General features: G+C 52.4%; 11 protein-coding genes. 10 read left to right on the top strand and 1 reads right to left on the bottom strand.

What is annotated here, in order from left to right:
- Positions 1-81: 81 nt before the first annotated feature.
- From yieE to cirA, 3 genes are all read left to right on the top strand, one after another.
- Positions 82-948, top strand: coding sequence for a DNA-binding transcriptional regulator YeiE (yieE, locus tag I6L74_RS01410; protein WP_059179264.1), 867 nt, complete (start codon positions 82-84; stop codon positions 946-948).
- A gap of 159 nt (positions 949-1,107) precedes the next feature.
- Positions 1,108-2,577 carry a lysine-specific permease gene (lysP, locus tag I6L74_RS01405; protein ID WP_059179263.1) on the top strand — a complete coding sequence of 490 codons (1,470 nt, stop codon included), beginning with the start codon at positions 1,108-1,110 and terminating at the stop codon, positions 2,575-2,577.
- Between the two features lie 294 nt (positions 2,578-2,871).
- Entirely contained in the window at positions 2,872-4,842 is a 1,971-nt protein-coding gene (cirA, locus tag I6L74_RS01400; protein ID WP_059179262.1) for a catecholate siderophore receptor CirA, read from the top strand.
- A 49-nt stretch (positions 4,843-4,891) separates the two neighbouring features.
- Here cirA and fghA read toward each other — a convergent pair whose 3' ends face one another.
- Positions 4,892-5,728 (bottom strand): S-formylglutathione hydrolase, encoded by an 837-nt coding sequence (gene fghA / locus I6L74_RS01395; RefSeq protein ID WP_059179261.1) that lies wholly within the window; start codon positions 5,726-5,728, stop codon positions 4,892-4,894.
- Positions 5,729-5,866: 138 nt separating this feature from the next.
- Here fghA and I6L74_RS01390 point away from each other — a divergent pair, with 138 nt between their 5' ends.
- From I6L74_RS01390 to mglC, 7 genes are all read left to right on the top strand, one after another.
- Positions 5,867-7,015: a YbfB/YjiJ family MFS transporter gene (locus I6L74_RS01390; RefSeq protein WP_059179260.1), complete on the top strand. Its 1,149-nt coding sequence runs from the start codon at positions 5,867-5,869 to the stop codon at positions 7,013-7,015.
- 104 nt (positions 7,016-7,119) lie between these two features.
- Positions 7,120-7,788 carry a GTP cyclohydrolase I FolE gene (folE, locus tag I6L74_RS01385; RefSeq protein ID WP_059179259.1) on the top strand — a complete coding sequence of 223 codons (669 nt, stop codon included), beginning with the start codon at positions 7,120-7,122 and terminating at the stop codon, positions 7,786-7,788.
- A 16-nt stretch (positions 7,789-7,804) separates the two neighbouring features.
- Positions 7,805-8,962: a DUF418 domain-containing protein YeiB gene (gene yeiB, locus I6L74_RS01380; RefSeq protein WP_059179258.1), complete on the top strand. Its 1,158-nt coding sequence runs from the start codon at positions 7,805-7,807 to the stop codon at positions 8,960-8,962.
- 155 nt (positions 8,963-9,117) lie between these two features.
- Complete coding sequence (galS, locus tag I6L74_RS01375) at positions 9,118-10,140, top strand: HTH-type transcriptional regulator GalS (protein WP_059179493.1); 1,023 nt, start codon at positions 9,118-9,120, stop codon at positions 10,138-10,140.
- A gap of 297 nt (positions 10,141-10,437) precedes the next feature.
- Positions 10,438-11,436, top strand: coding sequence for a galactose/glucose ABC transporter substrate-binding protein MglB (mglB, locus tag I6L74_RS01370; RefSeq protein WP_059179257.1), 999 nt, complete (start codon positions 10,438-10,440; stop codon positions 11,434-11,436).
- An 82-nt stretch (positions 11,437-11,518) separates the two neighbouring features.
- The gene (gene mglA / locus I6L74_RS01365) at positions 11,519-13,039 is read left to right on the top strand and encodes a galactose/methyl galactoside ABC transporter ATP-binding protein MglA (protein ID WP_059179256.1); all 1,521 of its coding nucleotides are present in this window, start codon (positions 11,519-11,521) and stop codon (positions 13,037-13,039) included.
- Between the two features lie 15 nt (positions 13,040-13,054).
- Complete coding sequence (gene mglC, locus I6L74_RS01360) at positions 13,055-14,065, top strand: galactose/methyl galactoside ABC transporter permease MglC (protein ID WP_015959746.1); 1,011 nt, start codon at positions 13,055-13,057, stop codon at positions 14,063-14,065.
- Positions 14,066-14,097 lie beyond the last annotated feature (32 nt).

Here is a 14,097-nt window from a genome sequence, read left to right as displayed (position 1 = left end):
GGTTAAAAGATTACGGCGCTCTGGCTTAAAAATAAAATTGATTATATATTTATAATTAATCTTTATAAGTGGTAAGCAACCATGCACATAACATTGCGTCAGCTTGAAGTTTTTGCCGAGGTCCTGAAAAGCGGATCAACGACTCAGGCCTCTGTGCGCCTGGCATTGTCACAGTCTGCAGTCAGCGCGGCGCTCACCGATCTTGAAGGCCAGCTGCGCGTTCAGCTTTTTGACCGGGTAGGCAAACGCCTGGTGGTGAATGAACATGGGCGCCTGCTGTACCCGCGTGCGCTGGCGTTGCTGGAGCAGGCGGTTGAAATCGAGCAGTTATTTCGCGAGGAGAATGGCGCCATCCGTGTGTTCGCCAGCAGCACCATCGGGAACTATATTCTCCCGGAGGTAATCGCCCGCTACCGTCGCGATTTCCCGACGCTGCCGCTGGAGATGAGCGTCGGCAATAGCCAGGATGTGATTAACGCCATTATCGATTTTCGCGTGGATATCGGGCTTATCGAAGGGCCGTGTCATAACGTCGATATTATTGCCGAGCCGTGGCTGGAAGATGAACTGGTGGTCTTTGCTTCTCCAGCTTCAGCATTGTTGCACGGCGACGTCACGCTGGAACGCCTGGCGCAGGCCCCGTGGATTTTACGTGAACACGGTTCCGGCACGCGCGAAATCGTCGATTATCTGCTGCTTTCCCATTTGCCGCAGTTCCATCTGGGAATGGAATTAGGGAACTCCGAAGCCATTAAACATGCCGTGCGTCACGGCCTGGGAATCAGCTGTTTGTCGCGTCGGGTGATTGCCGAACAGCTTGAGAGCGGTTCGCTGGTGGAAATCCCCGTCCCGTTGCCCAAGCTGGTGCGCACGCTGTGGTGTATTCATCATCGGCAGAAACACCTCTCCAGTTCTCTTCAGCGTTTTCTGCGTTACTGCAACAACTAGCCTTCTCTTTCCCCGCGCGGGGGGAGGGGAGGTCGCTCAGCTTTACTTATAATCCTCGGCCAGTCATGAAGCTCTCTTATAACTGCGCATTTCTGCCAGAAGGAACGCGGATCGTCTGCTACAATCGCGCCTCATTTTTAAAATGGACAGCATTTTCACATGGTTTCAGAAAATAAAACCACAGAAGCGCCCGCGCTACGTCGCGAACTCAAGGCGCGTCACCTGACAATGATCGCCATTGGCGGATCCATTGGGACAGGTCTTTTTGTTGCATCCGGTGCAACCATTTCAGCGGCAGGTCCTGGCGGCGCGCTGTTTTCGTATATGTTGATTGGCCTGATGGTGTATTTCCTGATGACCAGCCTGGGCGAACTGGCGGCATACATGCCGGTTTCCGGCTCCTTTTCGACTTACGGTCAAAAATACGTAGAAGAAGGCTTTGGCTTCGCGCTGGGCTGGAACTACTGGTACAACTGGGCGGTAACTATCGCTGTTGACCTCGTGGCCGCGCAGCTGGTGATGAACTGGTGGTTCCCGGACACGCCGGGCTGGATCTGGAGCGCTATTTTCCTGGCGGTGATTTTCCTGCTGAACTACATCTCGGTACGTGGTTTTGGTGAGGCAGAATACTGGTTCTCCCTGATCAAAGTGACGACCGTGATTATCTTCATCATTGTCGGCGTGGCGATGATTGTGGGCATCTTTAAAGGGGCGGAACCGGCGGGCTGGAGCAACTGGGAAATTGGCGAGGCGCCGTTTGCCGGGGGATTTGCGGCCATGATTGGCGTGGCGATGATTGTTGGTTTCTCCTTTCAGGGAACGGAACTGATTGGTATTGCTGCCGGTGAATCGGAAGATCCGGAGAAGAACATTCCGCGCGCAGTGCGTCAGGTGTTCTGGCGTATTCTGCTGTTCTACGTGTTCGCCATTCTGATTATCAGCCTGATCATTCCTTACACCGACCCGAGCCTGCTGCGTAACGATGTGAAAGATATCAGCGTCAGCCCGTTCACGCTGGTCTTCCAGCATGCTGGTCTGCTTTCTGCGGCGGCGGTGATGAACGCGGTTATTCTGACGGCGGTGCTTTCTGCGGGTAACTCCGGCATGTACGCCTCAACGCGTATGCTGTACACCCTGGCGTGCGACGGTAAAGCGCCCCGCATTTTTGCCAAACTGTCACGCGGCGGTGTGCCGCGCAATGCGCTGTACGCCACCACGGTGGTCGCGGGGCTGTGCTTCCTGACCTCTATGTTTGGTAATCAGACGGTCTATTTGTGGTTACTTAATACCTCCGGTATGACGGGCTTTATCGCCTGGCTGGGGATCGCCATCAGTCACTATCGTTTCCGTCGCGGTTACGTTATGCAAGGGCATGATATTAATGACCTGCCATACCGCTCAGGATTCTTCCCGATTGGGCCGATCTTCGCCTTCGTTCTGTGCCTGATCATCACGCTCGGTCAGAATTACGAAGCCTTCCTGTCAGACACCATTGACTGGGGCGGCGTGATGGCGACGTATATCGGGATTCCGCTGTTCCTGATTATCTGGTTTGGCTACAAACTGACAAAAGGCACGCGCTTCGTCAGCTACAGTGAAATGGACTTCCCTGGACGATTCAAAAAATAATCGCTTTTCCTCTCTTTTAAACCCGCTCACATGAGCGGGTTTTTTTATGTCCACAGTATGGAGAAAAGACATAATTGTTAACAATTTAATTGATAATAGTTATCGTTTGCTTTATCGTTACGACGATTTTCAACAGGATGAAAGCGTCAGCATTGCGGTCTGTTTTTGACGATGACGTGACGGCCACACCTGCACATAAACACCCATCCGACCGGCCAAAGAAGCAGGCGGAGCGCAAGGCATTGTGAGCAATAAAGATTTGATATTGTTGTGTTTACCTCATGGAGAAATGGAATGTTTAGGTTGAATCCCTTCGTAAGGGGAGGACTTTGTGCGTCCGCACTGTCCTTTGCCCTGCCTGTGATTGCTGCGGAATCTGGCGACACGTTGGTTGTCACTGCATCGGCCACCGAACAAAACCTCAAAGATGCGCCTGCCAGTATCAGCGTCATCACTCAGCAGGATCTGCAACGTAAGCCGGTCAACAACCTGAAAGATGTCCTGCGGGAAGTGCCAGGCGTGCAATTAACCAGCGAAGGGGATAACCGTAAAGGCGTGAGCATCCGAGGACTGGACAGCAGCTATACGCTGATTCTGGTTGACGGTAAGCGCGTCAGCTCGCGCAATGCCGTATTCCGTCATAACGACTTCGATCTCAACTGGATCCCGGTTGACGCCATTGAGCGTATCGAAGTGGTGCGCGGGCCAATGTCATCGCTGTATGGTTCCGATGCGCTGGGTGGGGTGGTGAATATCATCACCAAGAAAATTGGTCAAAAATGGACTGGTACGCTGACGGCGGACACCACCATCCAGCACCACCGCGATCGTGGCGATACCTATAACGGCCAGTTCTACACCAGCGGTCCGCTGGTGGACGGCGTTCTGGGGCTGAAAGCCTTCGGAAGCCTCTCTAAGCGTGAAAAAGACGATCAGCAAAAATCCTCCACGACCGCGACCGGCGAAACGCCGCGCATTGAAGGCTTTACCAGCCGCAGTGGTAATGTGGAACTCGCCTGGACGCCAGACGAAAATCATGATTTTACCGCAGGCTACGGTTACGACCGTCAGGATCGCGACTCCGACTCGCTCAACAAGAACCGTCTGGATCGCCAGAACTATTCTCTAAGCCACAATGGCCGCTGGGATATGGGCAACAGCGAACTGAAAGTTTACGGTGAAAAAGTCGATAACAAAAATCCGGGAAACAGCAGCCCGATCACCTCGGAAAGCACTGCCGTGGACGGGAAATACGTGCTGCCGCTGGGTGAAATCAGTCAGCTGCTGACTCTGGGTGGCGAATGGCGTCACGATAAGCTGAAAGATCCGGTCAACCTGACGGGTGGTACCAGCAATAACACCTCGGCCAGCCAGTACGCGCTCTTTATCGAAGATGAATGGCGTATCTTCGAGCCGCTGGCGCTGACCACCGGCGTGCGTATGGATGACCATGAAACCTATGGCGATCACTGGAGCCCGCGTGCGTATCTGGTGTATAACGCGACCGACACGATGACGGTGAAAGGTGGCTGGGCCACGGCCTTTAAAGCGCCATCACTCCTGCAGCTTAGCCCTGACTGGACCACCGGTTCTTGCCGCGGCGCATGCGAAATTGTGGGGAGCCCGGATCTAAAACCAGAAACCAGCGAAAGCTTCGAACTCGGCCTTTATTACGCCGGGGAAGAGGGCTGGTTAGAAGGCGTTCAGGCCAGCATCACCACCTTCCAGAATAACGTGGATGATCGCATTAGCATCACCCGTACCGCCAACGTTAACGATGCGCAAAGTTACCCGAATTATGTCGGGTTGAACGGCGACGGCGAACCGATTTTCCGCTATTACAACGTCAACAAAGCGCGTATTCGTGGCGTCGAAACGGAACTGAAATTCCCGCTGGCAGAAGACTGGAAAATGACGCTGAACTACACCTATAACGATGGGCGTGATATTAGCAACGGCGGTAATAAACCGCTGTCCGAACTGCCGTTCCATACGGCAAACGGTACGGTTGACTGGCAGGCGACCCAGGCATGGTCATTCTACGTGCAGGGTAACTACACGGGTGAGAAGCGCGCCGTTGCCGATGGTGATACAACGCCTGGCGGTTATGTCGTCTGGAATACGGGCGGAGCGTGGCAGGCAACGAAAAACGTTAAGCTGCGTGCCGGCGTGCAAAACCTGCTGGATAAAGATCTCAGCCGTGACGATTACAGCTATACGGAAGATGGCCGTCGTTACTTTATGGCCGTAGATTATCAGTTCTGATGTATGAAATGCCCGGTGAGCGAAAGGCTACCGGGCATAATGCTCGGGCTTACTTGAACAAATGCTCCGCATGGAAACGGAGATGATCTTCAATATACGATGCGATGAAATAGTAGCTGTGATCGTGACCCGGCTGAATGCGTAACGTCAGCGGCCAGGCTTTCTGGCGCGCCACTTCTGCAAGGACAGCTGGCTGGAGCTGGTTGGCGAGGAACTGATCCGCATCGCCCTGATCGATAAGCGTAGGAATGGCGTCTCCCGGCTGGCTCGCCTGCATCAGCGCACAGCTGTCCCACTCCTGCCATTTATCCGTATCTTCACCCAGATAGTGTGAAAACGCTTTTTGTCCCCACGGTACCTGCGTGGGATTCACGATCGGGGCAAACGCCGACACGCTGGTGAACATGCCAGGATTTTTGAGCGCCATAATGAGCGCACCGTGTCCGCCCATCGAATGCCCGCTGATCGCGCATCGGTCACCGACATCAAATTCCGCTGCAATCAGCGCGGGCAGTTCATTACGAATGTAATCATACATCCGGTAATGGCTTGCCCACGGCTGCTGCGTGGCGTTCAGATAAAATCCTGCGCCTTTACCTAAGTCGTAACCCGCATCATCGGCGACATCATCGCCACGGGGACTGGTGTCCGGCATAACAAGAGCAATGCCCAGCTCGGCGGCAACGCGCTGCGCACCCGCTTTGGTGGTGAAGTTTTCATCGTTGCAGGTCAGGCCAGAAAGCCAGTACAGCACCGGCGGTTTTGCCTTCCCGTCGGTTGGCGGTAGAAATATACTGAACGTCATCGCGCAATTCAGTGTTGTGGAGTCGTGCCGCCAGCGCTGCTGCCGACCTTCAAAACAACGGTGCTCTTCGAGCAGTTCCATGCAAGGCTCCTTAATGCATACAGGTATTCATTAAACCCATAATACATATTATTCATTCACCTGTGAGCAACTTTCACTTCCGCTGTTACCCGATATACTGCATCATAAATTTACTTAAATTTAACATTTGGAGCGATCATGGCGCTGCGTATCGCGCTTAGTGGATTTGTGGTGCTTGTCGTCGCGATGGGAATAGGGCGTTTTGCCTTTACGCCCCAGGTTCCGCTGATGATCGCGGCTGGACAGCTGACGCTTACCAGCGCCGGATTAGTGGCTGCCATGAATTATCTTGGCTACCTGGTCGGTGCATGGGATGCCATGCGTGCGCATCGTTTTGTCGAAGGGCGCTTGTATCTGGGGATTGTAGGCTCCGTGGCGCTGACGCTGCTCTCTGCTGTGGCGGATAACGCCATCGTACATGGAATGATACGCTTTGTGATCGGCTGCATGAGCGGCTGGTCCATGGTGTTGATCGCCGCGTGGACCAATGAACGGCTGGCGCATTCCGGCAAGCCTGGTCTGAGCGCGGCAGTGTTTGCGGGTCCAGGGGCGGGCATTGCGCTCAGCGGCCTGCTGGCCGTTTATATTCAGGCGCGATCGCTTTCGGCGGGTGCAGCCTGGCAAATTTATGGCGTACTGGCGCTGATTTTAATTGTGCTGGTGGCGCGCTATTTACCGCGTGGCGGACAGCTGCACCGCCCTGGTACCGCACCCGATCCGCTGGTACTGACACCCGATTTGCGTCGCCTGGTCTGGAGCTATAGCCTGGCCGGGTTTGGGTATATTCTTCCGGCGACATTTTTGTCGCAGATGGCCGCTTTGCGTTTTCCGGGAAGCCTGTTTGCCCAGTTTGTCTGGCCGATTTTTGGCGTAGCGGCCGTGGTGGGGATCGCGTTGAGTATCGCACTGCGCCATGTCTCGACGTCGAATCGACGTTTATCCATTGTGCTGTGGTTGCAGGGATTGGGCGTTTTTGCCGCCTGGTTAATGCCGGGGATCGCGGGTCTGGTGACCGGTGCGTTGCTGGTCGGAGGCGGATTTCTCTGCGCCGTTCAACTCTCGCTGCTGTGTGGTCGCGAGCTGGCACCCGAACATACCCGTTACATGGCGGGACTCTTGACCACGGGATACGCGATAGGCCAGCTGGTGGGCCCGGTGACATCCGCGATTTCCACCTGGCTGACTCACCAACTGGAGCCTGCGCTGGGTCTGGCGGGTGTCGCCCTGATTGTTGGCGGAGCACTGGTCTGGAACCGTCAGGCTGAAAGGCAACGGCAATCGCAATAATTATCGCTGTGAATACTGGATTATGTGCGTCACCTCACGCACAATGAGCGAACACTTTTGCCTCTATGAGGGTAAAAGGCAGCCACACCTGCAGGAGAAAAATAATGCCATCACTCAGTAAAGAAGCCGCTCTCGTCCACGAAGCGCTGGTTGCGCGTGGTCTTGAAACCCCGCTGCGTCCACCGGTCACCGAACTGGACAATGAAACACGCAAACGTCTTATTGCCGGGCACATGACCGAGATTATGCAGTTGCTGAATCTCGACCTGAGCGACGACAGCCTGATGGAGACGCCGCAACGCATCGCAAAAATGTATGTCGACGAGATTTTCTCCGGCCTGGATTACGCTAATTTCCCAAAAATCACCGTCATCGAAAATAAAATGAAAGTCGATGAAATGGTGACCGTGCGCGAAATTACGTTGACGAGTACCTGCGAACACCACTTTGTTACTATCGATGGCAAAGCGACCGTGGCGTATATCCCTAAAGATACGGTGATTGGCCTGTCTAAAATTAACCGCATTGTGCAGTTCTTTGCCCAGCGTCCGCAGGTTCAGGAACGTTTGACCCAGCAAATTCTGACTGCGCTTCAAACGCTGTTGGGGACCAACAATGTGGCTGTATCCATTGATGCCGTGCATTATTGCGTGAAAGCGCGCGGCGTACGTGATGCCACCAGTGCAACGACCACGACCTCCCTTGGCGGTCTGTTTAAGTCGAGCCAGAATACCCGTCAGGAATTTCTGCGCGCAGTGCGTCACCACAACTGATCGGAAGGCAGGATAAATGGAGCGTAATGTCACGCTGGATTTTATACGTGGCGTTGCCATCCTCGGTATCCTGCTGCTCAACATTAGCGCCTTTGGTCTGCCAAAGGCGGCTTATCTCAATCCTGCCTGGTATGGCGAAATCACCCGCCGCGACGCATGGACCTGGGCGATTTTAGATCTGTTTGCGCAGGTCAAATTCCTCACGCTCTTTGCGTTACTTTTTGGTGCGGGTCTCCAGATTTTGCTCAAGCGCGGCAAGCGCTGGATTCAGTCCCGCCTCACGCTGCTGGTCATCCTCGGGTTTATTCACGGTCTGTTTTTGTGGGATGGCGACATTCTTCTGGCCTATGGTTTAGTCGGGCTGATTTGCTGGCGCATGATCCGCGACGCGCAGGATGCCAAAAGCCTGTTTAACACTGGCGTGATGCTCTATGCCATTGGCATTGGGGTCCTGCTGCTGCTGGGTATGATTTCGGGCGGTACCACGAATCGTTCGTGGATCCCTGGCGCGGCATCGCTCCAGTATGAGCAATACTGGAAGCTGAAAGGCGGCGTCGAAGCGATCAGCAATCGGGCGGATATGCTCGGAGACAATCTGCTCGCATTAGGGGCGCAATACGGCTGGCAGCTGGCGGGGATGATGCTGATCGGTGCCGCGCTGATGCGCACCGGCTGGCTAAAAGGGGCGTTTAGCCTCAGGCATTATCGCCTCACGGGAGCCGGACTGGTTCTGTTGGGCATGGCGATTAACCTGCCTGCGGTGAGTGCGCAATGGATGTTGGGCTGGGACTATCGCTGGTGTGCTTTTCTGTTGCAGGCTCCGCGAGAGCTAAGCGCGCCGTTCCAGACCATCGGCTATGCGTCGCTTATTTTCGGGTTCTGGCCGCAAATTGCACGTTTCAGATTAGCCGCTGCTGTCGCGTGCGTTGGACGCATGGCTCTCAGTAATTACCTGCTGCAAACCGTAATCTGCACGACGCTTTTCTATCGATTAGGCCTGTTTATGAAATTCGACAGGTTCCAGCTCATGGCATTTGTGATCCCCGTTTGGATGGTCAACATGCTCTTTTCCGTTATCTGGTTGCGCTATTTCCGTCAGGGCCCGGTGGAATGGGTATGGCGTCAATTAACCGCACTTGCTTCGGGTGTTTCATTGAATAATACATCCAGATAACGATCTGGATCACAATCATTAACAAAACGGATGTAACCGTTTTCATCTGTGTGAGCTTCTTCACGTAGTCCCTTCTCCGTCGCTGCCAAAATAGCCTCCTTGCTAAACACAGGGGGTGTCTGTGAGTTGCTGCAATCCTACAAAGTGTGGTGAATATGATCACCATTCGTGACGTGGCCCGCATCGCGGGTGTTTCTGTTGCTACCGTTTCTCGCGTCCTGAACAACAGCGCGCTGGTGAGTCCTGAAACGCGTGAAAGCGTGATGAAAGCGGTCACGCAGCTGGGCTATCGGCCAAATGCTAACGCTCAGGCGCTCGCCACTCAGGTGAGTGACACCATCGGCGTTGTGGTGATGGATGTGTCAGATGCATTCTTTGGCGCGCTGGTGAAAGCCGTGGACGTTGTTGCCCAGCAGCACAATAAATACGTGCTGATCGGCAACAGCTATCATGAAGCTGAAAAAGAGCGTCATGCCATTGAAGTGCTGATACGTCAGCGATGTAACGCCCTGATTGTTCACTCAAAAGCGTTGAGCGATGAAGAGTTGGCAGGTTTCATGGATCACATCGATGGGATGGTTCTGATTAACCGCGTTGTACCGGGCTACGCCCACCGCTGCGTGGCGCTGGATAACGTCAGCGGCGCCATGATGGCCACGCGAATGCTGATCAATAACGGCCACCAGCGCATCGGTTATCTGGCCTCAAGCCATCACATTGAAGATGACGACATGCGGCGTGAGGGCTGGCAGAACGCAATGAAAGAAGCGGGGATTATGCCTGTCGATAGCTGGATAGGTACCGGTGCACCGGATATGCAGGGTGGGGAGGCCGCCATGGTCGAATTGCTAGGACGCAATTTGCAGCTCACGGCGGTATTTGCCTACAACGACAGCATGGCCGCCGGGGCGCTTACCGCGCTAAAAGACAACGGAATTGCGGTGCCACAGCATTTGTCATTGATTGGTTTCGATGATATCCCCATTGCGCGGTACACAGACCCTCAGCTAACCACGGTGCGTTACCCTATTGCGTCGATGGCGCGTCTTGCCACTGAGTTGGCGTTACAGGGCGCCGCAGGGCAGCTTGATTCGAGCGCAACACACTGTTTCATGCCAACTTTAGTGCGTCGTCATTCTGTTGCTATTCGGCAAATTGTGGCTCCGATCACTAACTGATAACGATGAGTGATGTAACCGTTTTCAATCTGTGAGTAAATTCACAGTATCTTAACAAGGCGCTGACTATGATGTCAGCGTTTTAGGAACTGAAACGCTATGTAACGGTGATTAATCACTTTTACTATAGCCAAAGTGCCGCAAACAACCATAAAGCGCATTTCTGGAGCGTTACCGAACACGGAAGAGAGAAATTTTATAAGTGAACTTCGGCGGTCAGTAACGTTTTTTTAACACCCGCCTGCCGATCGTTATTCACAAGAAGAATTACCCTGCATAAAAAAAACCGGAGATACCATGAATAAGAAGGTTTTGACTCTGTCTGCCGTTATGGCAAGCATGCTTTTTGGCGCAGCAGCGCACGCTGCGGATACCCGTATTGGCGTGACAATCTATAAATACGACGACAACTTCATGTCTGTTGTGCGTAAAGCAATTGAAAAAGATGCTAAAGCAGCGCCAGACGTCCAGCTGCTGATGAACGACTCCCAGAACGACCAGTCCAAACAGAACGATCAGATCGACGTTCTGCTGGCAAAAGGCGTTAAAGCCCTGGCAATCAACCTGGTTGACCCGGCTGCGGCAGGTACGGTTATCGAGAAAGCGCGCGGGCAGAATGTGCCAATCGTCTTCTTTAACAAAGAACCTTCCCGCAAAGCGCTGGACAGCTACGACAAAGCCTTCTACGTGGGTACTGACTCCAAAGAGTCCGGTATTATTCAGGGCGATCTGATCGCTAAACATTGGGCAGCAAACCCGAACTGGGATCTGAATAAAGATGGTCAGATTCAGTTTGTTCTGCTGAAAGGCGAGCCGGGTCACCCGGATGCTGAAGCGCGTACCACTTACGTTATCAAAGAGCTGAACGACAAAGGGCTGAAAACGCAGCAGCTGGCGCTTGATACCGCGATGTGGGATACCGCAATGGCAAAAGACAAGATGGACGCATGGCTGTCTGGTCCGAATGCTAACAAAATCGAAGTGGTTATCGCGAACAACGATGCGATGGCAATGGGTGCGGTTGAAGCGCTGAAAGCGCACAACAAATCATCTATTCCAGTCTTCGGTGTGGATGCATTGCCAGAAGCGCTGGCGCTGGTGAAATCGGGCGCAATGGCCGGTACCGTGCTGAACGACGCTAACAACCAGGCGAAAGCCACCTTCGACCTGGCGAAAAACCTGGCCGCGGGCAAAGGTGCTGCAGATGGCACCACTTGGAAAATCGAGAACAAAATTGTACGTATCCCATACGTGGGCGTAGATCAGTCGAACCTGGCTGAGTTTGTCGGTAAATAAGTTATTTGATTGCATGTTCTCACAGGGCGCAATTCGTTGCGCCCTTTTATAACGCGATATGCGAGGCCGTCAAGGTATAATTATGGTCAGCACAACTACTCAGTCGTCACGCGAATTCTTGTTAGAAATGAGCGGTATTAACAAGTCATTCCCGGGCGTTAAGGCTCTCGATAATGTTAATTTAAAAGTGCGTCCTCACTCTATTCACGCGTTGATGGGAGAGAACGGTGCAGGTAAATCAACATTATTAAAATGCCTTTTTGGAATCTATCAAAAAGATTCTGGTAGCATCCTTTTTCAGGGGAAAGAGATCGATTTCCATTCAGCCAAAGAAGCGCTGGAAAATGGTATTTCGATGGTTCACCAGGAGTTAAACCTGGTGCTTCAACGTTCTGTTATGGACAATATGTGGTTGGGTCGTTATCCGACCAAAGGCGTATTTGTCGATCAGGACAAAATGTACCGTGATACAAAAGCTATTTTCGATGAACTGGATATTGAGATTGACCCGCGCGCACGCGTAGGGACATTATCCGTTTCGCAGATGCAGATGATCGAAATTGCAAAAGCTTTCTCCTATGATGCGAAAATTGTCATCATGGATGAGCCAACATCTTCATTGACGGAAAAAGAGGTGAATCACCTTTTCACTATTATCCGTAAATTGAAAGATCGTGGCTGCGGTATTGTGTACATCTCGCATAAAATGGAAGAAATTTTCCAGCTTTGCGATGAAATCACTATTCTGCGTGATGGTCAGTGGATCGCCACCCAGCCTCTCGAAGGGCTGGACATGGACAAAATCATCGCCATGATGGTTGGGCGCTCTTTGAACCAGCGCTTCCCGGACAAACAGAACACGCCAGGCGAAGTGATTCTTGAGGTGCGCAACCTCACGTCGCTGCGTCAGCCTTCCATCCGCGATGTCTCTTTCGATCTGCACAAAGGCGAAATTCTGGGTATTGCCGGGCTGGTCGGTGCAAAGCGTACTGATATTGTGGAAACCCTGTTTGGTATCCGTGAGAAAGCCGATGGCACCATCACGCTGCACGGTAAAAAAATTAATAACCATAATGCCAACGAAGCCATTAATCATGGTTTTGCACTGGTGACTGAAGAGCGTCGCTCGACGGGTATTTACGCGTATCTCGATATTAACTTTAACTCGTTAATTTCGAATATTCGTAACTATAAGAATAAAGTCGGCCTGCTGGATACTTCCCGCATGAAAAGCGATACCCAATGGGTTATCGATTCAATGCGTGTGAAGACCCCAGGACATCAGACGCAAATTGGTTCGCTTTCCGGCGGTAACCAACAGAAAGTCATTATCGGTCGCTGGTTATTAACCCAACCAGAAATTTTAATGCTGGATGAACCGACGCGCGGTATTGACGTTGGGGCCAAATTTGAAATTTATCAGCTGATTGCTGAACTGGCCAAAAAGAATAAAGGGATCATTATTATATCTTCCGAAATGCCGGAATTGTTAGGGATCACAGATCGTATTCTGGTTATGAGCAATGGTCTCGTTGCCGGAATTGTTGACACCAAAACGACAACGCAAAACGAAATTCTCCGTCTTGCGTCTTTGCACCTTTAAGATCAGGGGCTCCTCATGAGTGCGTTAAATAAAAAAAGTTTTCTCACTTATCTGAAAGAAGGCGGAATTTACGTCGTACTTTTAGTATTACTGGCCATTATTATTTTCCAGGACCCTACGTTCTTAAGTTTATTAAACTTGAGTAACATTCTGACCCAGTCCTCAGTGCGTATTATTATCGCATTGGGTGTGGCGGGTCTTATTGTCACTCAGGGTACCGACCTGTCAGCAGGACGTCAGGTGGGCTTAGCGGCTGTTATCGCGGCAACATTATTGCAGTCCATTGATAATGCAAACAAAGTGTTCCCGGAAATGGCTACCATGCCTATCATTCTGGTGGTGCTGATTGTGTGCGTTATCGGTGCCATTATCGGTCTGATTAACGGCATCATCATCGCGTATCTGAACGTAACGCCGTTTATTACGACGTTGGGTACGATGATTATCGTTTACGGGATCAACTCCCTGTATTACGACTTCGTGGGCGCATCACCGATTTCCGGTTTTGACAGCGGCTTCTCCACCTTCGCACAAGGCTTTGTGGCGCTGGGCAGCTTCCGTCTGTCGTACATCACCTTCTATGCGCTGATTGCAGTCGCGTTCGTCTGGGTGCTGTGGAACAAAACGCGCTTCGGTAAAAACATCTTTGCTATCGGCGGTAACCCTGAAGCCGCGAAAGTGTCTGGCGTTAACGTTGCGCTGAACCTGCTGATGATTTACGCATTGTCCGGTGTGTTCTACGCATTCGGTGGTTTGCTTGAAGCGGGCCGTATCGGCTCTGCAACGAACAACCTCGGCTTCATGTACGAGCTGGATGCCATCGCAGCCTGCGTCGTGGGTGGCGTATCGTTCAGCGGCGGTGTGGGTACGGTAGTGGGCGTGGTCACCGGTGTTATCATCTTCACCGTAATCAACTATGGCCTGACGTATATCGGCGTGAACCCTTACTGGCAGTACATCATCAAGGGCGCGATCATCATCTTCGCCGTCGCTCTGGATTCACTGAAATACGCACGTAAAAAGTAATAGTCGTAGCCAAAAAAAGCCCGCTGAGATAG

The organism is Lelliottia amnigena (genome assembly GCF_019047465.1).
Taxonomy (GTDB): domain Bacteria; phylum Pseudomonadota; class Gammaproteobacteria; order Enterobacterales; family Enterobacteriaceae; genus Enterobacter; species Enterobacter amnigenus.
Note: the sequence above shows the minus strand (reverse complement) of the source record. Positions and strands in the feature narration are given on the sequence as shown.